The following is a 19839-nucleotide window of genomic DNA, read 5'->3' on the forward strand; positions in this document are numbered from 1 at the left end:
CCAGCCAGTGAAATCGGTGTTTCTCCCGCGTTAGCGTACTTGGCTTATAATCGGCATGAAAAAGCCCGCTGGTAGCGGGCTCAATTCGGTAAATATGAATTCAGACGATCACGTCTTAACCAGGCTCTGATAGACGCCCTTCAATGAGCTGACAACAGATTCCTCACTGAATCTGCTGTAGCAGTAGTTCCTTATGGATTGCTGATCGTACTTATGTCGATTATGGAATAGTGAAATCATGGCGTGTCCGAGTTTATCTGCGTATGTGGTAGGTACCAGAATACCAGTCTCCTTAGAAACTATTGACTCTGGACCTCCGCAGGATGTCGATATTACCGGCTTGCCAAGTGCCATTGCCTCAACCACGACAACGCCAAACGTTTCATATATGCTTGAAAGGACAAAAGCATCTGATGCTTGGATTTCGTCAATTACCTGGGATCGGCTCAGCTTTCCAAGGAACGTTACACTATCTGATATACCTAGTTCCTCTGATAGGCTCTCTAGCTCCTCTCGGCAAGGCCCGTCTCCTCCTATTCTGAGGCGAAGTTTATCGTTGTTGGCGTATGCTTTTGAGAAGGCCTTTAGAAGGGTTGCCTGATCTTTGTTCCTGTCAAGCATAGCTACATTCAAGAAAACGAAACTGTCTTCATCTTCATTCTTCTGATCAAGACTTCTGTCAAAGAAGTCTTGATTGACAATGTTTGGAATGTACTCCCAATCATTGTTCTCGCAAGTGAATAGCTTGCTCAAAAGCTTAGTGAACTCAGTGCTTACTGCGATCCTTGCTCCAGCCTTTGGGGCTACAGTCTGAGCAAGTGCTATTTGTGATTTGTTATACAGCCCCCTTGCATAAGCAGAACTATGCTCAGTAACAACGAACGGGATTCCTGATTTTTCTGAAATCTTGCTGGCCAGGTGCCCAGCGTAAAGTAGAGAGTGGGCATGGATTATGTCCGGCTTACCGTGCTCATCAACGTACTTTTCGTACAGCTTTGCTCCGTGTAGCTCCCATAGCCACCCGTTCAGCTTGGCTATCCTCGGGAACCAGTTCACGCCGTGCCATCTGTATGTAGGAATCCCGTTCTCCACTTCGTGAGAAAGACCGGATTCGCCTTTCAACACTCCACGCCAGTTCCTCAAGGATCGGAGCTGAGGGTAGATAACCCCAACCTTGCATCCGTGCTTCGCTAACGCTTCAGCCTGTTCCTTGAAAAAACTACCGTTGATATCGCCTGGATATTCTGGATACCACGACGGGATTATAAGTATGTGCAAAGCGCTCATCCTCCATGCCTAGCTGCGTGACGGGTGAGCTTAACCCCTTGCGTCCCTGCATACGAGGGAATCCTATTCCCTATGGTAGGTTCTTGACTTCCTCGATGCGCCTGGAGACAGGCGCATCTGAGAAATCTGTTTTTCTTTCCCGCAGGCCGCGGACTCTCCCCGCCTGCACTCATGTTTGTTCCAGGTCTACCTTTCGGCGCTGGTCCGGATCTACGCTGCTCCGGTCGGGTCGAGGCGCGATTAGATGCTGCTTCGCTTTTACCCGTGGTCACCTTTGGCCCGGTGACTCGCTAAGGGCGACCCTTTCCAGGGCCTGGCGCTGCGTTGTTCTGCGGCGTTGAGTGAACTATAAGCATGCTTACACATGGATGCAAGTCCTCTTACAGATTTTTTTAAGGGCAAAAGAAAGCCCGCTTATAGCGGGCTGCTTTCTGACGGGCGGCTTACCTTCTGGCTATGTACGAACCGATGATCACCCCGATTATCTGGACATCTTCAGATATCTCGGTCAGCGGGTACTGAGGATTGAGTGGCTTCAGGTAAAGGCGGCCAGACTCCCTCACGAACATCTTGAAAGTCGCCTCGTTGTCGGGGTGTAGCTTGGCGATCACAGGATCACCACTCTGCGCCTCGACGTCGGGATCTACGAAAATCACTGTCCCTTTGGGGTAGCTCTCCGAGCCAGGGTAAGGGCTCGTCATGGAATCACCATCTACCCGCAAAGCAAAGCCCCGCGGACCGATCCTGTCCGGGCAGGGCATCCATTCCTCTGCGTCACCTATCGCGTACAAGTCTATGGCCTCACTCCAATTTCCGGCAGAAACCCAACTGATTACAGGGATAGCCGTGAAGCTCTGAGGGTAGACGTTGATCTCAGATATTTCACTTTTATTCTGTGTGGTTTTTTCTCCTCCACGATCCGCTCCGGGATCGAACATCTCTCCCTTTCCAGAGATCAGCCAGTCGACCGAAGACCCATAGGCCTTGGCGATCGCCATGAGGTGTTCGTTTCGGATGCTCTTCGTCTTCCCGCTGAACCATTGGCTAACAGCGGGATACGAGATTCCGCAGACGTCCTTCAGGGTCGTCTTGATCTGTCGTTTAGGCACGCCACTGCTGGCAAGGAGCAGCTCTATACGGTCGGTTATGTTCATGCCGGAACTCTATAAGCAGACCGTAGAAGCATGGTTTCTTTACCTTGCACAAAATAGTGTAAGTATGCTTTCATAACGACGTGTCTTCAGGAGAAAGCACATGACCAAGACCGAAGCGATCAACCACTTCGGCGGCAAATCCAAGCTCGCCGCCGCGCTGGGAATCTCTTACGCAGCGGTCCAGCAGTGGGGCGAAGAGATCCCTCTGCTCCGCCAGTACGAGATCGAGAAACTGACCCGTGGCGCCCTGAAGGTGCCGAAAAAACCAAAGGCCGCATAAGGAAATCCACCAGATGTACGACGACACACGACACCTGAAAGACCGCGAGATCAAGTCGCGCTACGACGAAGAAACCTATGAGGCCGTGAAGTCAGTAGCCCGACTGCATCGCCTTCAGCCCGCTGTGTTCGTTCGTATGTGCGTCGAGGAAAAGCTGTCCCGACTGGTTGAGCAGAATACCGAAGAGTCCATGACGGCCTGAAGGCCCGGAGGCGGGCCTTATGCCGGACACAACAATTACTCACGGCGTCTCTGAGCACCTGTACCGAAAGCTGGTTGAAGAAGCTGAGAAAGCAGGGCTGACGCCTGATGAGTACGCGGCTCGGATTGTTCGAGAACGGTTGATCGAACTAACCAAGCCAAGAGGGGCCGGGAAAGTCCGGTTTCTCAGGAAGGACTGAAGAGGGACTGAAAAGTGAATAAAGCGACCCATCAGCATTTGGCAATGGTAGCTGCACTTCGAGTGGCGGTATGCCGCTGTCCTTCTCAGAAAGAAAAAGCCCGCAAGGACTGCTTAATGCACCTGCGGGCTTCGTTGCGTTCGGTGGCAGCCGAGCGCGTATGACCAACGGAGACAGTATGACCAACGTAATTAGCCTAATCAAGTCCCAAGGGTTTACCCGTATGGACAATGACCTGTATGAGGCCCTCATTGGGGCTGACCTGTCTGGTCGAGAACTAAGGGTAGCCTTGGCTATCCACCGTCTGACTGTTGGCTATAACGTCGCAGAGGCGCGCATAGCCGCCTCGGTGATTGCTGATATGTCCGGCATCCACAGAGAGGATGTTTCCCGGGCGATCTGCGAGTTAATCCGCCAGCGAGTGATTTACCGTACCGGAGGGAGCCGGAGCCCGATGGGTTTCGCGCCGGTTTCTGAGTGGAAAATCGACGATAAGAACACCCACCAGAACAAGCAGAAATCAGTGCCACAGTGTGGCGTTTCTACCACATCCAATGTGGCGTTCTTACCACACAATAAAGACAGTAAAGACAATTCAGTTCCTTCGGAACTTGTCGACGCTGTCGCTTCGACCGATCCGGTTTTGGTTCTCGACGGTTCGCCATCGTCTGATCAACCAAAGTCCGAGCGGATCCCGTTCTCTCGGATCCAAGAAATCTACAACCGGGTTTGCGGTGGCAAGCTGCCCGAGTGCCTGAAGCTCAGCGAAGATCGCAAGCGCAACATCCGCAAGTGCTGGAATCTCAAGTTCGGTGGTGGATACCCGTTCCGCAAAGGGGAGTTTTGGGAGGTGTATTTCCATGACTGCCTGACAAACCGGCATTGGCTTGGCGAGAACGACCGTAGTTGGCGAGCAGACATTGAGTTTCTGACCCGCGAGAAGACCGTGTTGAAAGTCCTGGAGGGCGCGTGATGGATGAGCGTCCGCTGGTAGCGATGGAAGCTGAGCAGAGTGTGCTTGGCGCGCTGATGAAGAAACCGGAACTGTGCGAGGTTGTTGGGGCTTTCCTTTCCCCGACCGACTTCAGCCATGCCGACAACTCAGTGATCTACAGCCTGATCCTTGCCTGTCATTCGAAGGCCATCGTGCCTGACCCGCTTTCTCTGGCGGAGGCTAGGTCGGAGCTTCCAAGTGGCGCCTTTACGCTTGCATACGCCAACGATCTATGGCGCGAGGTTGCAAGCACAGCTAGCGCCGAAAACTTCGCCAGGATTGTCGTCGAGCGTGCAAAGGCTCGGGAGCTGTACGAAGCGGGCGAACGGATCATGAACATCGCCCTTCAGAGAGGGAAAATCCCGGACCAGGTGGCTGAAGCCCAGAGCATCGTTCTTGATCTCAACGCCCAGGACGAGACTCCTGATGTGGTGACGCTGCGCGAGGCAATGCTCCCAGTCTTCGACGAAATGGAAGTTCGCTGGAAGGGAACTCAGTCGGTCGGACTGAAGTTCAACCTGCCAGACCTCGATGCCGTTATCCAGGGATTGCGTCCTGGCAACCTGGCAATCATCGCTGGTCGGCCTGGCACGGGCAAGACGGTTCTCGGGGTGGGGATTGCTGACGAAATTGCCGTTCGCAACCGGGGAGCCGCGTTGATCTTCTCGCTGGAGATGTCTCAGGCCGAACTTGCAAAGCGTTCGCTCGCATCGCTTTCTGGTGTTTCACAAGCGGCGATCGACTCAGGCAAAGCGCTGGAGTGCCAGGACTCTATTGCACGCATGACTGCCGCAGTGGACCAAGTCTCCAGGGGTGATGTGCGAATTTGCGACAAGGGAGGACTGACTTTCAGTCGGATCTGCTCCATCGCCCGATTCCAGCATCGAGCAAAGCCGCTGAGTCTCATCGTCATCGACTATCTCGGGCTTATCACCTCAGATCCGAGTCACCGTCATCAGAACCGAAACCAAGAACTTGGCGCCATAAGCCGAGGGCTCAAGGCTCTCGCCAAAGAGCTTGGCATTCCAATTGTCGCGCTTGCTCAGCTCAATCGGAGCATCGAAACCCGGGCCGACGCCAAGCCAAAAATGAGCGACCTGCGCGATTCCGGCGAGATCGAACAAGACGCCGACGTGATCATCATGGCTCACCGGGATATGAGCACTGAGCGTGGACAGAACGGTATCACCGAGCTTGATGTCGTGAAGTGTCGCCACGCAAAGCCCGGCTTCTGCCTGTTGCAGTTCCAGGGCGAGTTCGCGCGCTTCGTCAGTTGCGCCCAGGACCGGGAAGAGCAGCAGGAGCAGACGGTTCGTCCGCAGCGTCCTTCCGCGCGATCAATGGTCGCCGACTTCAAGCCGCGAGGTGCCCAATGAAACGCTCCTGGACAGTGATCGTAGGCAACAAGCGCTTCACGATGATTTTGATGGAGGACTGCGACCCACTCGCGGTCGTGAAGAGCATCTGGCCTGAAGGGAGGATCGAGCAGTGACGCCCGCAAAACAGGAGTCCCTCATGCAGGGACAGACCGGCATCGCGAAGAAGGTCTACGAGTGCGTACCGATCTCTGAGCCCTGGCGTTCGTTCCAGGTGCTCACCGCGCTCCGCAACATGACCGGAAGCACGCCGGACGTTCGGATTGTCCAGGGCTGTCTGCGCGATCTGGTCGATTCCGGACTGATCCGCCGCACTGGTACTGACCACTACCAACGAATCCAAGTCGAGAAAAAGACCAAGCCTCAGGAGCCGAAGATGGGCGAGCCCGCGAAGAAGATCGAAACCCAGTCCGAGCCAAAGCGCTCTGCCTCCCCGCTGGAGATGCTGGGCGAACTGGCAAACGAGCTCGCCGGCATGGCCGAGCACATGAAGCGCCTGTCTGATCGAATCGAGGACGTCGCGCTGGCAGTCGAGCAGGAACGCGAATCGAACGCCAAGTCGATGGAAAGCTATCGCCAGCTCAAGGCACTGCTGAAGAGCCTGCAAGGGGAGGGTGAGTGACATGGATATCGTAGACATCGCCAACGACTACGCCGAGCGTGAACTTGCCGAACGGCTTAATGCCCGAGTCCAGTACATCCATTACTTGGGGGAGAGCCTGGCCGACTGCGAGGACTGCGGAGAAGAGATTCCGGTAGCGCGGCGGGCACTCGTTCCTGGGGTTCGGAAGTGCCGGGACTGCGCGGAACTGGCTGAGCGGAGGGCTGTGTGATGGATGTTAAAACGCACTATTGCTCGTTCTGCGGAGAGTCCGAGCACGACCTAAAGGCGCTCATCAAAGGCCCGTCGGCGCTTATCTGTGATGCATGTGTTGCTCTGTGTGTGGAACTGCTCGAGGACAAGGGCCATTGGCCGCCAGTTCCTTGTGGTTCTGGAGTTTCCGAATCCAATCCGGAGGAGGTCGAGTGATGCGGAACTATCGCAAGCCAGAAATGTACTCGGACGCCGATTGGGAAATGGTCCAGGGCTACATGGCCGGCAAGGATGGCCTGCGCGCCGAACGGTCCACGGCAGCCTACATGCATGGTTATCGAAATGGGGTTTCGGACAGGACTGGTGTTCCTCACGAACGCGCCGAGGTTCTTCGTCGCCGTGCGGAGATGATCCCCGGTATCACTACCGGGCGGAGGTCGGCAAATGGCTAACCCCAGATTCCAGCTCCGCAACGAGACCGACCGTCAGCGCGCTATAGCGATCCTTCAGCGAGTTGACCTGACTGAGGGCAAGACCTGGAGCCTCCACGACGAAGCCCGCAGTGACGCCCAGAACAGGCGTATGTGGGCCATGTTGCGCGACATCAGCCAACAGGTCGAGTGGTATGGCCGGAAGCTGGACGATGAAAGCTGGAAGCACATCTTCAGCGCGGCGGTACAGCAACAGGACGCAGTGCCCGGCATCAACGGCGGCTTCGTGGTCCTCGGCGTCTCGACCCGTAAGCAGTCCAAGAAATGGTTCAACGAAATGTTCCTGGTGATGGAGTCCTTCGCTGCTGAGCGCGGAGTGAAGTTCACCACTCGTGATTATTGGGAGGCCGCATGAGCAAGTTCAAGGCGGGCGATCTCGCTCTTAATCTGCAAGACATCCCCAGCTGCATCAGTGCGGGAGTGGTAGTCGAGTTGATGTCTCGACTTGCCCCTGGTGATCTGTTTGCCGAAGACGGCCAGACCTTTCGGGTGATTCGGCCAGCTTGGTGGGTGCTCCATGAAGGAGACCGGCTCTACATACCTGAACGGTATCTCATGCCCCTGCGCGGCGACTTCCAGCCCGAGCAGCAGAAGGCGAAGGAGGTGGAGGCATGAGCAAGTTCACCATCTTCATTCTCGGTATGACCTTTTTGTCGCTCATCACTGGTCAGATTGCATCGGCTCTTTGGTTCGCCTCGGCTGCGCTGATTTGGGAGTTCGTATGAGCCTCTCCACCCGCCAGCTCAAGCCCAAGATCTGCCAGAACACCGAGTGCGGCACCAAGTTCATCCCGCAGCGCCTGGGGCAGCGCGTGTGCTCCCCAGCCTGCGCCCTGGCCACCAAGGACAAGCACCAGGCTCCGGCCAGGAAGGCCATCGCCGACCGCAACCGCCGGGAGATCAAGGCGCGGAAGGAGAAGTTGAAGAGTCGGTCGGATCACCTGCGCGAGGCTCAGGCGGTAATCAATCGCTACGTCCGGCTCCGTGATGATCATCTCGGTTGCGTTAGTTGCGACAAGCCCGCCACGTGGGGCGGCCAGTGGCATTGCTCGCATTTCCGTAGTGTTGGGGCAGCACCTCAGCTCCGCTTCAACCTTTGGAATATGAATAAGTCCTGCAGTGCCTGTAACAACCACCTGAGCGGGAATTTGATGGCCTACCGGCCGCGCCTGATTGAGAAGATTGGCCAGGCCAAGGTTGATCGACTGGAAAGTGACAACTCTGTTGCCCGTCATGACATCCCCTACCTGAAGCGCCTGAAGGCTGTCTTCTCCAAGAAAATTCGCCGGCTGGAGGCTCGACGCAAATGCAGTGCCGCGTAGATGGATGCGGGCGTGATGCCCAATACAAGACAGCCCAGCTCTGCCAGATGCACTACTTCCGGATGCGGAGAAATGGCTCGGTAGCCAAGAAGCTGAGCAGCCGCCAGCAGCGAATCATTACGCCAAATGGCTACGTGCGGATATTCGAACCAGGCCATGCCCTCGCTGACAAGGGAGGGTATGTCTTCGAGCATCGACAAGTGATGTGGGCGATCGTAGGGTCTGACTGCCGGCCGTGCGAGCTGTGCGGGAAGGCTGAGACCTGGGCAACCTGCCATGTCGATCACAAGGACGATGATCGCCAGAACAATGCCGAGGGAAACCTCCGAATTCTCTGCCGTGGCTGCAACGTGAAGCGCGGATTTCGACCGGAGTCGTACGAGTCGCGCAGCCAGGTCGGACTAATCGAGTTCGAGGGAAGGCGCGATACAGCAACCAACTGGGCTAGAGATCCGCGCGTGAAGGTAAGCGGACACACCATCCTTCGCAGGAAGGCCGCCGGCATGTCCGACTTCGACGCGCTCTTTGCCCCGAAATTGACGCACAACGGGAAGGCCAAGTTCAGGGCCTGGGTGCGCGAACTGAAGAGGGCAACGGCATGAATCTAAACAGCGCGCGCATTGCCTGGCACGATGCGTTCTATACCCCTTGGAACAGCGGCATGGCTGAGGCGGCGGAGCGAGCTGCTCTTGGAATTGTCGAGGCTGGCGGTTATGTCCGGCGCCGTATCACCGAAATCGACGATGATGGGGAAGCCGTCTCCTACAGCCAGCACACCTTCGTGCCAGGAATCCACCAGACCAGGACTGAGCGCGACATTAGCACTCCTCGGGCTGTTCACCAGGCGCTCGCCGGCGTGATTCAAAAGGCGATCGATACCCTCCCGGCGCACCTGAAGGTGTTCGGCAATCACATGTACAGCCCGATGGCCGGCGAAGACGACAAAGAGACAGCGGAAGAGATCGTGTTCAGGGTCGCGTACGAAACTGGCCCAAGGATGTACACGAAGAAATTCGAGAAGGCGCGCTATGTCGCTGCGGGAGTCTTGTTCCGGTACCGTCGCATGCACCAGGGCGGCCAGAGCGAAGGCGTTGATCCCTGCCCAAGCCCTGAGTCGTTCCGCGCCTGGCTTGACCGTATGCATGGCATTGAACTTGACCCAAGAAACTGGGATAGGGAATGGGACGGCTTTATCCAGGCCTGTTTCGATGCCTGCAACGATCTCGACAAGGCCGCGCTTGTGCCTGTCTCTTCGGCGATAAAAATGATGAAAAATGCTGCTTGACGACAAATGTGCGGCTGAGGCAGACTTATCTCCATCGTGACAAATTCGCCTCTGGCGAAAGTCACCACCGAAGCCCTGGCATCTGCCGGGGCTTTTTCGTTTCCGGGGCATGGATGAATCTCGAGCATCGCATAAGACGCTGGCTTCTTCAGGCTGAGCGACGTGGCAAGCCGATCCACGCAATTCTCATCCACCCCGACGATATCCAATCTGCAAGAAAGATCTGCCGGTTCGCGCCAGTAAAGGTGCTCGGCATTGAAGTACGCCGGTATGGCGCAACAGGGAGCGCTGCTGATTTGTAATCAGAGGGTTGCGGGTTCGACTCCTGCTGCAGGCACCACACTACAAGGCCCAGGCAATGACCTGGGCTTTTCTGCATCTGGAGTAAGCAAATGGACCCGATGACGACCGTTGGCGGAGGTCTCTTCGCCAAGTACAGCGTCGCTATTGCCGGGTTCTGGGGGTCTATTCTGTCCCTTGGATTCCTGAGCGGCCTGAACCGCTGGCAAGCCGCGCTCGCTGTAGCAACCGGATTCGGGTGCTCAACCTATTGGACTGCTCCGGTTGCCGCATGGCTTTCGCGTGAGTACGAGATTCCACTCGATGACGCATTTCTGAGTGGTGTCGCATTCACCATTGGTTTGCTGGCGATGAATATCATCCCCGGCCTGAAGGCGGCAGTAACGGCAATCACAGAGCGGTTCCTTCCTACGAGAGGAACCTGATCATGATCATGTCGATTCTGGCGGCGCTGGATGCGCTGCTGTGTGTGCTTGTCGTTGTAGCTGCTCTGGAGTTCCTGCGCACCGTCCAGCTGTCTGGGCAGCCGCTATTGGGTATCTACTTCTACCTGGTGGCAGGTGGTGCATTCGGAATCCTGTACGGAATCATGAAGGGCGCACCGGTTAATCCATTTTCGGTGATCCTCCATGCTGGGCTCGTACTTTACGCCTGGTCCCGGCGCCGGCAGATATTCGGAAGCGACTGGTCGTGGAACTGAAGCGACCTAACCCTCCAGAGACGATCGGGCAGTTCGCGGAAGGCGAAGATTGGGCGGACGCCTTTGTCCCCGCTCAGGATGTTCTGGCTTGGGCGAAGTCAGTGTTAATCGATCCGAACGGAATCCTGGGCAATGAAGACCACGCCCACCTACAAGACGCTCCTCTCGCTTTCCTATGGGCTGCCTCCAGCTTCACCAAGCAGGGGAGGACGGTACTGGGTCAGTGCGAAGAGGTGACGTTCCGCTGTGGAGCCTGGCAGAAGGGTAGGCAGGAACAGCAGATGATCCGTTGGTTCGGATACCTGCCGAGGTTTCTGATCACCCTGGCTGCTGACTACTGCTCCCAGTGCTCCGACGCGGAGTTCTGCGCATTGGTCGAGCATGAGCTCTACCACATCTGCCAAGAGCACAACCAATATGGCGAGCCCAAGTTCACCGAGGAGGGCTTTCCAAAGCTGAAGCTCCGCGGGCATGACGTCGAGGAGTTCGTCGGCGTGGTGAGGCGGTACGGCCCAAGCAAGGACGTGCAGTATCTCATCGACGCTGCTAGCAGGCCTCCAGAGGTGGCCAAAATTAACATTTCGAGAGCCTGCGGTACGTGCCTGCTGAAGTCGGCATAGCCACGACAGGCCCATGACAGGAAGAAAAACGATGGCAACCCTGAACAGCGACGTGAAGGCGTTCATCGTTCAGGCGCTGGCCTGTTTCGATACGCCATCCCAGGTTGCGGAATCGGTCAAGAAGGAATTCGGCATCGAGGTCAGTCGGCAGCAGATCGAGTCGCACGACCCGAACAAGGTGTGCAGCAAGGGCCTTGCCGCGAAGTGGCGGATCCTCTTCGAGGACACCCGCAAGCGCTTCCGCGAGGAGATCGCCGACATCCCGATCGCCAACCGCGCCTACCGACTTAGGGCATTGGGCCGGATGGCTGAGCGCGCCGAGGGCATGCGAAACATGGCCCTGGCTGCCCAGCTTTACGAGCAGGCCGCCAAGGAGTCGGGTTGCATGTACAGCAACAAGCACCAGCTCGAGCACTCTGGCCCTGGCGGAGGTCCGATCCCGACAATGCCGACCACCATCCAGCTTGTGGCGCCAGGCCATGACCACGGCGAAGATTGAACTTCCGCCAAAGCTGATACCAGTCTTCTCAGGCCCTGCCCGGTACCGCGGCGCCCATGGTGGACGAGGCAGTGCCAAAACGCGCACGTTCGCCAAGATGACGGCAGTAAGGGCGTACATGTACGCGGAGGCTGGAATCAGTGGCGTGATCCTCGGGGCGCGCGAGTACATGAACTCGCTTGAAGAGTCCTCCATGGAGGAAATCAAGCAGGCAATTCTATCCGAGCCATGGCTGGACGCGTACTTTGACATTGGTGAGAAGTACATTCGGACCAAGAATCGCCGAATTTCGTATGTGTTCTGCGGATTGCGCCATAACCTCGACAGCATCAAGTCGAAGGCCAGAATCCTGATCGCCTGGGTTGACGAGGCTGAAAACGTCAGCGAAACGGCGTGGATAAAGCTCCTGCCGACGGTTCGTGAGAACGACTCGGAGGTCTGGATTACCTGGAACCCGGAGCGCGATGGAAGCGCCACCGACACCCGGTTCCGGAAGAACATGCCGGCAGGCGCAAAAATCGTCGAGATGAACTACACGGACAATCCGTGGTTTCCCGATGTGCTCGATCAGGAGCGCCTGAACGACCGGCAGACGCTGGACGACCAGACCTATGCCTGGATCTGGGATGGCGCCTACCGCGAGAACAGCGACGCTCAGATCCTTGCTGGCAAGTACCGGGTGGCCGAGTTCGAGCCTGGTCCCGATTGGGATGGCCCTTACTACGGCATCGACTGGGGGTTCAGCCAGGACCCGACTGTCGGCGTCAAATGCTGGATTTACGACCGCAGGCTTTGGATTGAGCACGAAGCCGGAAAGGTTGGACTTGAGAACGACGATATCGCTGAGTACATGATCAGGCGCTTGCCAGGGATCGAACGACATGCAGTCCGAGCCGACTCGGCCAGGCCGGAGACGATCAGCCACGTCAGGAGTAAAGGGAAAGATGGCAGTCGTGCATGTCTGCCCAGGATAGAAGGTGTCGAGAAATGGAAAGGCAGCGTCGAGGACGGCATTGCCCACCTTCGCAGCTATGTCGAGATCGTGATCCATGAGCGATGCACGAAAACCCTCCGCGAGGCCAGGCTATACAGCTACAAGGTAGACCGGCAGACCGGGGATGTGCTTACCGATATCGTCGACAAGAACAACCACTACTGGGACGCCACACGCTACGCGTTGGGCCCGCTGATCAAGCGCCGCGGCGCGGTCGGTATGCTGCTACCAGGAGCCCGCTGATGGCCATCTTCATCCTCACGGAGCGCGCAACCAGCCGCTCCATGGTGGTCCGTGCTCGCTGCACGTCCTGCGCCCGCACCGTGGCGGTCGAGAACGCTGGCGCTGAAGGGACGATGGTATGGCGCGACCCCAACCTCTCTTCTGTCGAACTGGTCCGCGAGACGGACAAGCCAGGCCTCATCCTGAAATCGGACTGACCATGACTGACAAACTCGACCTCGCGGTCAATCACGCGATGAGCAGTGCCATCGCGCGTGCCCGAATGAGCCTGCTGAACCAGGGCATTGGCCATGACGCGAAGCGGCCCCAGGCATGGTGCGAGTACGGATTCCCCCAGGAAATCACGTTCAACGACCTGTACACCATGTACCGCCGGGGCGGCATCGCCCATGGCGCGGTCGAGAAGATCGTCACCACTTGCTGGAAGACGAATCCGCAGGTCATCGAGGGTGACGACCAGGACCGCTCCAAGGACGAAACCGAGTGGGAGAGGAAGAACAAGCCGTTGATAGCAGGCGGCAGGTTCTGGCGGGCTGTCTCCGAAGCCGACCGGCGCCGCCTTGTTGGTCGTTATTCCGGGTTGCTCTTGCACATCAGGGATAGCCAGCCGTGGGACAGGCCTGTCACGGGAAAGGTCAATGGGCTGGCGAAGGTCACCCCGGCCTGGGCCGGGTGCCTTAAGCCCAAGACGTTTGACGAGAAACAGGATAGCGAGACCTACGGGCAGCCCACCATGTGGGAATACACCGAGGCATCCCAAGCCGGTCGTCCCGGTCTGGTGCGAGATATCCATCCGGACCGGGTTTTCATTCTCGGAGACTGGACCGGCGATGCAATCGGATTCCTGGAGCCTGCCTACAACTCATTCATCAGCCTGGAGAAGGTCGAGGGAGGCAGTGGCGAATCGTTCCTGAAGAACGCCGCACGCCAGCTCCTGCTGAACTTCGACAAGGAGATTAACCTTGGCGAGATCGCCAGCACCTACGGCGTGACCCTCGATGCGCTCAACGAGCGCTTCAACGAGGCTGCGCGCCAACTCAACCTCGGCGTCGATGTCCTGCTCCCGACCCAAGGGGCGACCGTCACGCAGATGGTGTCCGCTGTTTCGGACCCCAGCCCAACCTACAACGTCAACCTGCAAACCGCCGCCGCCGGCGTCGACATCCCGACCAAGATCCTGGTGGGCATGCAGACCGGCGAAAGGGCGAGCAGTGAGGATCAGAAGTACCACAACGCCAGATGCCAGGCGCGCCGGGTGCAAGAACTGACGTTCGAGATCAACGACCTGTTCGGGCACCTGATGCGCATCGGCGTGGTCCCGCTGAAGGCCGAGTTCACGGCAATCTGGGATGACCTCACCGTTCCAACCAAGGCCGAGCGCCTGGCCAACTCCAAGACCATGAGCGAGATCAACAGCGCCGCAATCGGCACTGGCGAGCCGGTATTCACCGCGGAGGAGATCCGCGAAGAGGCTGGCTACGACCCGCTCGTGGGCGGTGACCCGCTGCCTGATACTAAACCGGAGGATGAAGATGCCGCGCGCACCGATCCTACCGGCGAGCAGCAGTGACCCGACCGGGGTAGATCGACTGGAAAGGGGCGCAATGCGCGAGTTCGACAGGCGCATGCGGAAAATCCGGGATGGCTATGTCGCTGCCTTGGACCGAATCCCGGCCCAGCCGGTGGTGAATGAGCAGTACACCTACCGTCTCGACCAGGCCCTTCTCTCCGCGATCTTCGCCGACACCAACCTGATGGTCGACGAGATACTGCAGGAGGGCGGGGAGCGCGACCTCTGGTTCTTCGAATCCTATGTCGGGGTTGCCTACATCCGCGGTACCGCACAGACGCATGCCAACCTGGCGCAGCAATCGCCTGCATACCGCGCCGGCCGGGAATCGCTGGATGTCCTGCTTCGATCCGACGCCTACCGCGCGCGGATGGCACTGCTTCGCGCCCGGGAGTTCGAGGAGATGAAGGGCTTGTCCGGCCAAGTCAAGGCCGACATGGCGCGCATTCTCGCCGAGGGCATGGGGCGCGGGAAAAATCCCCGCGAAATCGCACGGGACCTGACCGCCCAGACCGGCATCGAGGCGCGTCGCGGCCATCGCATCGCACGCACCGAAGTCACAACCGCTCTCCGAAGGGCTCGCTGGGACGAGAAAGACGCTGCTGAGGCCGATTACGGCGTTCAGTCGAAGCTGATGCATATGTCGGCCCTGTCCCCCAGCACCAGGGCAACCCATGCGGCCAGGCACGCCAGGCTCTACACCTCGGACGAGGTGAGGAACTGGTACAGCCGAGACGGAAACTCGATCAACTGCAAGTGCAGCCAGGTCGAGGTACTGGTCGATGACGAAGGGAACCCGGTGGTCCCGGCCATCGTCGAGCGCGCGCGCCGCAACTACCAAGTCATGAAAGCCAAAGGGCGCGGGCCCTGGGCGAAAGAGGATTGAGCCATGCCCATGCAGGTCAACATCACCACCCAGGTCAACAGCGCCAGCATTCGGCGTGAGACACACAACGGGCGCGAACATCTGGTTCTGCCGAGCTACACCCTGCCGGCCGGCGTGATCATGAACGGTGGTCTCTACACCGCCGAGCAGATCGACAAGCACTACCCAGGCCTGGAGGGAACGCTGGCGCCGCTCGGGCACCCGATGGTCGACGGGAAGTTCGTGTCTGCGTTCTCGCCTGAAGGGATCAACGCCGCCCACGTCGGCGCCTGGAACCGCAACGTGAAGAAGTCAGGCAACCGGGTCTATATGGAGAAGTGGGTCGACGTCGAGTTCGCCAAGTCCACGGAGGGCGGCCGTGAACTGTTGCAGCGCGTCGAAGCGCTGGAGAAGGGGGAGGACGTCCCCCCGATCCATACCAGCGTTGCCGCATTCCTCAATCGCATCGAGCCGAACGAAAGCCAGCGTACCCAGGGCGCGGAGTGGGTCGCCGACATCCAGAGCATGGACCACGACGCGATCCTGCTGCACGAAGTAGGGGCGGCCACTCCTGAGCAGGGCGTCGGCCTGATGGTAAACGCCGATCAGGCTGTCCCGCTTCAGCCGAATTCCGGCGCTCTGGTTGGCGAGTCCTATCGGGAGCGGGAGCAGCGTCTCGATCGCGCCGCAAAGGAGCGATTCGCCTCCGGGCCCGATCAGTACGCATGGGTTGCCGACTTCACCGACTCTCAGGCTGTGATCAGCCGCAATGGCGGTGTGACCGAGGTGTACGGCTACAAGCTCGAGGCAGGGAAGATCGTCTTCGACGAATCCGGCCAGTCCGTTGTCAGGCAAGAGTCCTGGGTCGCCATGGTGGCCAACAGCATCAAGAACATTTTCACCCATCGTCAGGCTCGGCCTGATCAACCTGAGAAGGAGGGCGACATGCCCCTGACCCCCGAAGAAAAGGCCGAAATCGTGAAGGAAATCGGCACCAACACCTCCAGCGCCATCAAGGAACTGGCGGACACCATCATCAAGCCCCTGGCCGACAAGGTCGACGGCCTGGTCGCCAATCACAAGGCGCTGGCCGATACGCTGACCGCCAACCAGCGCGCCGAGGAAGATAGCATGCGCGAAGCGGTCAAGGCCAAGTTTGGCGAGGTCATCGCCAACAGCCTGGCCGGCGACGCGCTGAAGGAAATGTTCAAGCAGTGCGGCGAATCCGCTCCGCTGGGCGCCAATGCTGCCACCGACAAAGGCGGCCTCACCGCCGATATCGCCAACCTGCCGAAGGAGTAAGCCATGTCTCGCTATCGTCGAGTGAACATCGACGGCAAGTCGCTGTTCAAGACCGAAACCCGCAAGACCGCCTCGGCACTCCTGCCCGGCACGTTCGCCGTGATCAATGGCAGCGACCTGTTCGCCCAGGCAAGCGCCAGCGTTGGCCGCCTCTACGTCATCGACTGCGCTCACCACGAAGGGCTCAACATCCGCGATGAGGTTCCCGCCGGCCATTCGGCCGTGGGCAACTACGTCGAAGAGGGTCGCGAGCTCGCCGTGCTGTGCCCGGCCGGCACCTACAAGAAGGACACGCCGATCAAGCTCGGCACCAGCGGCCAGGGTGCCATCGCGTCGAGCGATACCGACACGGTCCTCGGGTACAGCCAGGACGATGCAGTCATCGCCTCCGGCGAAACCGACTTCATCCGCATCCGCTTCCGTGTCGGCAGTGTCGCCGCCCCGGCGCCCTAATAGGAGTACGGACACATGTTCCTCACCCAGCAAGCAATCGCCGCCCATCCTCGCCTGATGGGCCACTACCAGGAGTTGCAGGCCAACCGCAACATCTGGAACAACCAGAACGCTGCGATGATCACCCACCACCGCGGCGCCATGACCCCCGAAATGCTGGCCTGCAACGCGCTCGCCGGCCTGGGTCGTGAGTTCTGGGCCGAGGTCGACGCCCAGATCATCCAGTACCGCAACCAGGAAACCGGCATGGAGATCGTCAACGATCTCCTGCAGGTGCAGACCGTGCTGCCGATCGGCAAGACCGCCAAGCTCTACAACGTGGTCGGCGACATCGCCGATGATGTGTCGGTGAGCATCGACGGCCAGGCCCCGTACTCCTTCGATCACACCGAGTACAACTCCGATGGCGACCCCATTCCGGTGTTCACCGCCGGCTACGGTGTCAACTGGCGCCATGCCGCCGGCATGAACACCGTCGGCATCGACCTGGTTCTGGACTCGCAGGCTGCGAAGCTCCGCAAGTTCAACAAGCGGATCGTTGCCTACACCCTGGACGGCGCCACCAACATCCAGGTCGAGAACTACCCGGCTCAGGGTCTGCGCAATCACCGCAACACCATCAAGGTCAACCTGGGCTCCGGCGCCGGCGGCGCGAACATCGACCTGACGACTGCTACCCAGCAGCAGTTGATCGATTTCTTCACCAAGGGCGCTTTCGGCCAGGCCGCGCGCGCCAACAAGGTGGACGCCTATGACGTCGTCTGGGTTTCTCCCGAGATCATGGCCAACCTGGACGGCGACTATGTGAATGGGGGCGTCGTCAACGGCACCATCCGCGACCGCATTCTCGCCCGTGCCAAGATCCGCGAGTTCCGCGAATCCTACGCGCTGTCCGGCAACGAGTTCCTGGGCTACCAGCGCCGCCGAGACGTGGTCACCCCGCTGGTCGGCATGGCTACCGGTGTTATCCCGCTGCCGCGCCCTCTGCCGCAGGTCAACTACAACTTCCAGATCATGAGCGCCATGGGCATCCAGGTGAAAAAGGACGACGAAGGTCTGTCCGGCGTGATCTACGGCGCCAACCTGGCGTAAGGAGACCGACATGCCCAAATACGAGGTGATCAAGCCCTGGAACGGCGTTTCCAAGGGCCAGGTGCTGGAACTCGAATCACTTGCCGCTGCGCTCCTGCCGAACGTGCGCGAGGTTGGCGCACTCAGGAACGGAAGCCTGACCTTGGACGTTTCGGCCCAGGTCGACGAAGCGGCCAGGCAAGCTCTCGCCGAAGCGCGTGCATCCGTCGATGCCATGATCGACGAAGCCAAGGCCCAGGCCGAAGGCATCATCGCCGCAGCCAACGCGGAAGCAGCGAGTATCCGGGAGCAGGCCAAGGCCCAGGCCGGCACCCTGACCCCGGCGATCCCGGACGGAAGCGAGCGCCGCGAGCTGATCAAAGCGCGCCTGAAGGAGCTGAAGATCGAGTTCGATGGCCGCCAGGGCGAGGAAGCGCTTGCCGCCCTGCTGCCGGAGGGCGAACTGGTGAAGCTGTTCCCGGCCAAGTGACCGGTGCGTGACGAGAGGCCGCCTGCGGGCGGCTTCGTCGTTTCTGGCCCCAGAAATGGGGCCTTCTTCTTCCAGGAATCGGACATGATCACAGTTGAACAGGCCCGGCAGTACCTGCAGAGCCAGGGCATCGACAACGTGCCCGATTTCATCCTCGCGGCGTGGATCGAGCAGTTGCAGCAGATCCAGGACTGCCTGGATGCCCATTACCCGGCATCGACCGCGCTGCTGATTCAGGCCTACCTGCTGGCGCTGTTTGCCTTGGCCCAGGCCGACAAGTACATCAGCAGCCAGACGGCACCATCCGGCGCTTCTCGATCGTTCCGCTACCAGGCCTTTGCTGATCGCTGGAAGGCGCAGTTGGCCTTGCTGAACGCCCTGGACAAGTACGGATGTGCGACGGGGCTGATTCCCCCGAACCCAACCCAGACCGCACACGGCGGTCTTTGGATAGCGCGCGGTGGCTGCATGTGTGGTGACTCATGAGCACGACAGCGAATTGGAGTTACACCAACACGGCGACGGTTCGGCCATTCCTGCACTTCGACCTTTCGACCCAGGAGGCCGTTTACGGCCCCGAGTACGAGATCGCCTGCACCTGGGTAGCGAAGGGTGAGCAGGTCCGCGATAACAACGGCGCCGAGTTCGTGTCGCGGCACCAGATATTCACCGAGGACCGCCGGCCGAAGTACCTGGACCTGATCCAGTTCGACGGCTCCAACGGCTGGGAAGAGATTCGCTCGGTGACGAACTGGGACATGAGCTTTTTTGGAGAGGATCCTGATTTTCTGCTCGTGACTTAGATTCGAACCATGTAACCAAGTCTATCCTCAGCCAATTTTCTTGCTGCCACTGCGTCAGCTTTATCTATGAAATTGCCCAGGTGGATGCATTTCATGTTGTCCCATATCTGCGCGTACCAGCGACCGGTTCGCTTGTTCAGATAGACGCCAGGGTGCCCAGAAGTGTTGTTCTTCGAGACTTTATTGTTCTTGGTGTTGGTGGATTGAGGTACTTCACGAAGGTTGGATATCCGGTTGTTGGTGAGAACTCCGTCGAAGTGATCCACCACTCCATTCGGCAGCCTCCCGTGGACGTAAATCCAGGCAAGACGATTTGCTTGATGGCGCTTTCCGTCGATCTTGATCACCAAGTATCCACGCGCATCAATGGTGCCCGCCTGACGACCGGCTATGGCTCGATTGGAGAGCGTTTTCCTCCAGGTAAAAAGGCCAGTCTCGGGTTCGTAGACAACTACCTCTTGCAATCGCTTTGCGGTGAGCATCGTCAATTCTCCTGCGCGTGTGCGGCGCATGAATTCTATCCAAT

The 19839-nt window shown here is 58.7% G+C and carries 30 protein-coding genes and 1 tRNA gene; 28 read left to right on the plus strand and 3 right to left on the minus strand.

Annotated elements, in window-relative coordinates; genetic code table 11:
• Positions 1 to 108: 108 nt before the first annotated feature.
• Positions 109 to 1287 carry a glycosyltransferase gene (locus HMPREF3014_RS32850; protein WP_023114257.1) on the minus strand — a complete coding sequence of 393 codons (1179 nt, stop codon included), beginning with the start codon at positions 1285 to 1287 and terminating at the stop codon, positions 109 to 111.
• A gap of 443 nt (positions 1288 to 1730) precedes the next feature.
• Complete coding sequence (locus HMPREF3014_RS00110) at positions 1731 to 2441, minus strand: LexA family protein (RefSeq protein ID WP_023114258.1); 711 nt, start codon at positions 2439 to 2441, stop codon at positions 1731 to 1733.
• 100 nt (positions 2442 to 2541) lie between these two features.
• Between HMPREF3014_RS00110 and HMPREF3014_RS00115 the strand changes: the two genes are divergently transcribed.
• From HMPREF3014_RS00115 to HMPREF3014_RS00245, 28 genes are all read left to right on the plus strand, one after another.
• Positions 2542 to 2721 (plus strand): Cro/CI family transcriptional regulator, encoded by a 180-nt coding sequence (locus HMPREF3014_RS00115; RefSeq protein WP_023113651.1) that lies wholly within the window; start codon positions 2542 to 2544, stop codon positions 2719 to 2721.
• Between the two features lie 13 nt (positions 2722 to 2734).
• Positions 2735 to 2923: a hypothetical protein gene (locus HMPREF3014_RS00120; protein ID WP_070734390.1), complete on the plus strand. Its 189-nt coding sequence runs from the start codon at positions 2735 to 2737 to the stop codon at positions 2921 to 2923.
• A 269-nt stretch (positions 2924 to 3192) separates the two neighbouring features.
• Positions 3193 to 4095: a replication protein gene (locus tag HMPREF3014_RS00125; protein ID WP_256562438.1), complete on the plus strand. Its 903-nt coding sequence runs from the start codon at positions 3193 to 3195 to the stop codon at positions 4093 to 4095.
• Positions 4095 to 5492, plus strand: coding sequence for a DnaB-like helicase C-terminal domain-containing protein (locus HMPREF3014_RS00130; protein ID WP_023114261.1), 1398 nt, complete (start codon positions 4095 to 4097; stop codon positions 5490 to 5492). Before HMPREF3014_RS00125 ends, HMPREF3014_RS00130 begins: the two co-directional genes overlap by 1 nt.
• A gap of 139 nt (positions 5493 to 5631) precedes the next feature.
• Positions 5632 to 6114 (plus strand): hypothetical protein, encoded by a 483-nt coding sequence (locus tag HMPREF3014_RS00135; RefSeq protein ID WP_023081921.1) that lies wholly within the window; start codon positions 5632 to 5634, stop codon positions 6112 to 6114.
• A 1-nt stretch (position 6115) separates the two neighbouring features.
• Positions 6116 to 6325, plus strand: coding sequence for a TraR/DksA C4-type zinc finger protein (locus HMPREF3014_RS00140; RefSeq protein WP_070734387.1), 210 nt, complete (start codon positions 6116 to 6118; stop codon positions 6323 to 6325).
• Positions 6325 to 6522, plus strand: a complete 198-nt coding sequence (locus tag HMPREF3014_RS35345) for a ClpX C4-type zinc finger protein (RefSeq protein WP_003158994.1) — start codon at positions 6325 to 6327, stop codon at positions 6520 to 6522. The genes HMPREF3014_RS00140 and HMPREF3014_RS35345 overlap by 1 nt, the downstream gene beginning before the upstream one ends.
• Positions 6522 to 6758 carry a hypothetical protein gene (locus HMPREF3014_RS00145; protein WP_023111247.1) on the plus strand — a complete coding sequence of 79 codons (237 nt, stop codon included), beginning with the start codon at positions 6522 to 6524 and terminating at the stop codon, positions 6756 to 6758. The genes HMPREF3014_RS35345 and HMPREF3014_RS00145 overlap by 1 nt, the downstream gene beginning before the upstream one ends.
• Positions 6751 to 7152, plus strand: coding sequence for a recombination protein NinB (locus tag HMPREF3014_RS00150; protein WP_023111246.1), 402 nt, complete (start codon positions 6751 to 6753; stop codon positions 7150 to 7152). The genes HMPREF3014_RS00145 and HMPREF3014_RS00150 overlap by 8 nt, the downstream gene beginning before the upstream one ends.
• Positions 7149 to 7412: an SH3 domain-containing protein gene (locus tag HMPREF3014_RS00155; RefSeq protein WP_058019684.1), complete on the plus strand. Its 264-nt coding sequence runs from the start codon at positions 7149 to 7151 to the stop codon at positions 7410 to 7412. Before HMPREF3014_RS00150 ends, HMPREF3014_RS00155 begins: the two co-directional genes overlap by 4 nt.
• Before the next feature lie 106 nt (positions 7413 to 7518).
• On the plus strand, positions 7519 to 8118 hold the full coding sequence (locus HMPREF3014_RS00160) for a recombination protein NinG (RefSeq protein WP_034071443.1): 600 nt from the start codon (positions 7519 to 7521) through the stop codon (positions 8116 to 8118).
• A gap of 47 nt (positions 8119 to 8165) precedes the next feature.
• Positions 8166 to 8720 carry an HNH endonuclease signature motif containing protein gene (locus HMPREF3014_RS00165; RefSeq protein ID WP_124098444.1) on the plus strand — a complete coding sequence of 185 codons (555 nt, stop codon included), beginning with the start codon at positions 8166 to 8168 and terminating at the stop codon, positions 8718 to 8720.
• Positions 8717 to 9403: a hypothetical protein gene (locus HMPREF3014_RS00170; protein WP_055327942.1), complete on the plus strand. Its 687-nt coding sequence runs from the start codon at positions 8717 to 8719 to the stop codon at positions 9401 to 9403. The genes HMPREF3014_RS00165 and HMPREF3014_RS00170 overlap by 4 nt, the downstream gene beginning before the upstream one ends.
• 264 nt (positions 9404 to 9667) lie before the next feature.
• A tRNA-Thr gene (locus HMPREF3014_RS00175) sits at positions 9668 to 9743 on the plus strand.
• A gap of 52 nt (positions 9744 to 9795) precedes the next feature.
• Positions 9796 to 10128: a peptidase M48 gene (locus HMPREF3014_RS00180; RefSeq protein WP_023434898.1), complete on the plus strand. Its 333-nt coding sequence runs from the start codon at positions 9796 to 9798 to the stop codon at positions 10126 to 10128.
• 2 nt (positions 10129 to 10130) lie between these two features.
• Positions 10131 to 10403 (plus strand): hypothetical protein, encoded by a 273-nt coding sequence (locus HMPREF3014_RS00185; RefSeq protein WP_070734312.1) that lies wholly within the window; start codon positions 10131 to 10133, stop codon positions 10401 to 10403.
• Entirely contained in the window at positions 10400 to 11023 is a 624-nt protein-coding gene (locus tag HMPREF3014_RS00190; RefSeq protein ID WP_031632522.1) for a putative metallopeptidase, read from the plus strand. The genes HMPREF3014_RS00185 and HMPREF3014_RS00190 overlap by 4 nt, the downstream gene beginning before the upstream one ends.
• Before the next feature lie 31 nt (positions 11024 to 11054).
• The gene (locus tag HMPREF3014_RS00195) at positions 11055 to 11522 is read left to right on the plus strand and encodes a DUF2280 domain-containing protein (RefSeq protein ID WP_070734310.1); all 468 of its coding nucleotides are present in this window, start codon (positions 11055 to 11057) and stop codon (positions 11520 to 11522) included.
• Entirely contained in the window at positions 11503 to 12759 is a 1257-nt protein-coding gene (locus tag HMPREF3014_RS00200) for a PBSX family phage terminase large subunit (RefSeq protein WP_070734307.1), read from the plus strand. The genes HMPREF3014_RS00195 and HMPREF3014_RS00200 overlap by 20 nt, the downstream gene beginning before the upstream one ends.
• Positions 12759 to 12956, plus strand: a complete 198-nt coding sequence (locus tag HMPREF3014_RS00205; protein WP_023098993.1) for a hypothetical protein — start codon at positions 12759 to 12761, stop codon at positions 12954 to 12956. The genes HMPREF3014_RS00200 and HMPREF3014_RS00205 overlap by 1 nt, the downstream gene beginning before the upstream one ends.
• A gap of 2 nt (positions 12957 to 12958) precedes the next feature.
• Entirely contained in the window at positions 12959 to 14329 is a 1371-nt protein-coding gene (locus HMPREF3014_RS00210; protein ID WP_070753814.1) for an anti-CBASS protein Acb1 family protein, read from the plus strand.
• A 34-nt stretch (positions 14330 to 14363) separates the two neighbouring features.
• Entirely contained in the window at positions 14364 to 15215 is an 852-nt protein-coding gene (locus tag HMPREF3014_RS00215; protein WP_003127998.1) for a phage minor head protein, read from the plus strand.
• A gap of 3 nt (positions 15216 to 15218) precedes the next feature.
• Positions 15219 to 16496 carry a hypothetical protein gene (locus HMPREF3014_RS00220; protein WP_070734324.1) on the plus strand — a complete coding sequence of 426 codons (1278 nt, stop codon included), beginning with the start codon at positions 15219 to 15221 and terminating at the stop codon, positions 16494 to 16496.
• Between the two features lie 3 nt (positions 16497 to 16499).
• Positions 16500 to 16949, plus strand: a complete 450-nt coding sequence (locus tag HMPREF3014_RS00225; protein ID WP_070734322.1) for a gp53 minor capsid family protein — start codon at positions 16500 to 16502, stop codon at positions 16947 to 16949.
• A 15-nt stretch (positions 16950 to 16964) separates the two neighbouring features.
• Positions 16965 to 18041, plus strand: a complete 1077-nt coding sequence (locus HMPREF3014_RS00230) for a major capsid protein (protein ID WP_058160761.1) — start codon at positions 16965 to 16967, stop codon at positions 18039 to 18041.
• Between the two features lie 10 nt (positions 18042 to 18051).
• Positions 18052 to 18510, plus strand: coding sequence for a hypothetical protein (locus tag HMPREF3014_RS00235; protein WP_070734356.1), 459 nt, complete (start codon positions 18052 to 18054; stop codon positions 18508 to 18510).
• Between the two features lie 84 nt (positions 18511 to 18594).
• Positions 18595 to 18996, plus strand: coding sequence for a DUF7370 family protein (locus HMPREF3014_RS00240; protein ID WP_014603768.1), 402 nt, complete (start codon positions 18595 to 18597; stop codon positions 18994 to 18996).
• Positions 18993 to 19313: a hypothetical protein gene (locus tag HMPREF3014_RS00245; protein WP_070734354.1), complete on the plus strand. Its 321-nt coding sequence runs from the start codon at positions 18993 to 18995 to the stop codon at positions 19311 to 19313. Before HMPREF3014_RS00240 ends, HMPREF3014_RS00245 begins: the two co-directional genes overlap by 4 nt.
• Here HMPREF3014_RS00245 and HMPREF3014_RS00250 read toward each other — a convergent pair.
• Positions 19310 to 19795: an HNH endonuclease signature motif containing protein gene (locus HMPREF3014_RS00250; protein WP_023114279.1), complete on the minus strand. Its 486-nt coding sequence runs from the start codon at positions 19793 to 19795 to the stop codon at positions 19310 to 19312. The two genes, HMPREF3014_RS00245 and HMPREF3014_RS00250, sit on opposite strands and share 4 nt — an antisense overlap.
• Positions 19796 to 19839 lie beyond the last annotated feature (44 nt).

It is taken from the genome of Pseudomonas sp. HMSC065H01, from assembly GCF_001815235.1.
GTDB classification, from domain to species: Bacteria; Pseudomonadota; Gammaproteobacteria; order Pseudomonadales; family Pseudomonadaceae; genus Pseudomonas; species Pseudomonas aeruginosa.

Bases quoted from the DNA above. Each gene is read 5' to 3' on its own strand.
- HMPREF3014_RS00135 (WP_023081921.1), top strand. From the start codon at position 5,632: ATGCAGGGACAGACCGGCATCGCGAAGAAGGTCTACGAGTGCGTACCG.
- HMPREF3014_RS00210 (WP_070753814.1), top strand. From the start codon at position 12,959: ATGACTGACAAACTCGACCTCGCGGTCAATCACGCGATGAGCAGTGCC.
- HMPREF3014_RS00145 (WP_023111247.1), top strand. From the start codon at position 6,522: ATGCGGAACTATCGCAAGCCAGAAATGTACTCGGACGCCGATTGGGAA.
- HMPREF3014_RS00130 (WP_023114261.1), top strand. From the start codon at position 4,095: ATGGATGAGCGTCCGCTGGTAGCGATGGAAGCTGAGCAGAGTGTGCTT.
- HMPREF3014_RS00180 (WP_023434898.1), top strand. From the start codon at position 9,796: ATGGACCCGATGACGACCGTTGGCGGAGGTCTCTTCGCCAAGTACAGC.
- HMPREF3014_RS00230 (WP_058160761.1), top strand. From the start codon at position 16,965: ATGTTCCTCACCCAGCAAGCAATCGCCGCCCATCCTCGCCTGATGGGC.
- HMPREF3014_RS00110 (WP_023114258.1), bottom strand. From the start codon at position 2,441: ATGAACATAACCGACCGTATAGAGCTGCTCCTTGCCAGCAGTGGCGTG.
- HMPREF3014_RS00115 (WP_023113651.1), top strand. From the start codon at position 2,542: ATGACCAAGACCGAAGCGATCAACCACTTCGGCGGCAAATCCAAGCTC.
- HMPREF3014_RS00170 (WP_055327942.1), top strand. From the start codon at position 8,717: ATGAATCTAAACAGCGCGCGCATTGCCTGGCACGATGCGTTCTATACC.
- HMPREF3014_RS00220 (WP_070734324.1), top strand. From the start codon at position 15,219: ATGCCCATGCAGGTCAACATCACCACCCAGGTCAACAGCGCCAGCATT.
- HMPREF3014_RS00155 (WP_058019684.1), top strand. From the start codon at position 7,149: ATGAGCAAGTTCAAGGCGGGCGATCTCGCTCTTAATCTGCAAGACATC.
- HMPREF3014_RS00195 (WP_070734310.1), top strand. From the start codon at position 11,055: ATGGCAACCCTGAACAGCGACGTGAAGGCGTTCATCGTTCAGGCGCTG.
- HMPREF3014_RS32850 (WP_023114257.1), bottom strand. From the start codon at position 1,287: ATGAGCGCTTTGCACATACTTATAATCCCGTCGTGGTATCCAGAATAT.
- HMPREF3014_RS00215 (WP_003127998.1), top strand. From the start codon at position 14,364: ATGCGCGAGTTCGACAGGCGCATGCGGAAAATCCGGGATGGCTATGTC.
- HMPREF3014_RS00120 (WP_070734390.1), top strand. From the start codon at position 2,735: ATGTACGACGACACACGACACCTGAAAGACCGCGAGATCAAGTCGCGC.
- HMPREF3014_RS00160 (WP_034071443.1), top strand. From the start codon at position 7,519: ATGAGCCTCTCCACCCGCCAGCTCAAGCCCAAGATCTGCCAGAACACC.
- HMPREF3014_RS00140 (WP_070734387.1), top strand. From the start codon at position 6,116: ATGGATATCGTAGACATCGCCAACGACTACGCCGAGCGTGAACTTGCC.
- HMPREF3014_RS00225 (WP_070734322.1), top strand. From the start codon at position 16,500: ATGTCTCGCTATCGTCGAGTGAACATCGACGGCAAGTCGCTGTTCAAG.
- HMPREF3014_RS00200 (WP_070734307.1), top strand. From the start codon at position 11,503: ATGACCACGGCGAAGATTGAACTTCCGCCAAAGCTGATACCAGTCTTC.
- HMPREF3014_RS00125 (WP_256562438.1), top strand. From the start codon at position 3,193: ATGCCGCTGTCCTTCTCAGAAAGAAAAAGCCCGCAAGGACTGCTTAAT.
- HMPREF3014_RS00165 (WP_124098444.1), top strand. From the start codon at position 8,166: ATGCACTACTTCCGGATGCGGAGAAATGGCTCGGTAGCCAAGAAGCTG.
- HMPREF3014_RS35345 (WP_003158994.1), top strand. From the start codon at position 6,325: ATGGATGTTAAAACGCACTATTGCTCGTTCTGCGGAGAGTCCGAGCAC.
- HMPREF3014_RS00250 (WP_023114279.1), bottom strand. From the start codon at position 19,795: ATGCTCACCGCAAAGCGATTGCAAGAGGTAGTTGTCTACGAACCCGAG.
- HMPREF3014_RS00240 (WP_014603768.1), top strand. From the start codon at position 18,595: ATGATCACAGTTGAACAGGCCCGGCAGTACCTGCAGAGCCAGGGCATC.
- HMPREF3014_RS00150 (WP_023111246.1), top strand. From the start codon at position 6,751: ATGGCTAACCCCAGATTCCAGCTCCGCAACGAGACCGACCGTCAGCGC.
- HMPREF3014_RS00235 (WP_070734356.1), top strand. From the start codon at position 18,052: ATGCCCAAATACGAGGTGATCAAGCCCTGGAACGGCGTTTCCAAGGGC.
- HMPREF3014_RS00185 (WP_070734312.1), top strand. From the start codon at position 10,131: ATGATCATGTCGATTCTGGCGGCGCTGGATGCGCTGCTGTGTGTGCTT.
- HMPREF3014_RS00245 (WP_070734354.1), top strand. From the start codon at position 18,993: ATGAGCACGACAGCGAATTGGAGTTACACCAACACGGCGACGGTTCGG.
- HMPREF3014_RS00205 (WP_023098993.1), top strand. From the start codon at position 12,759: ATGGCCATCTTCATCCTCACGGAGCGCGCAACCAGCCGCTCCATGGTG.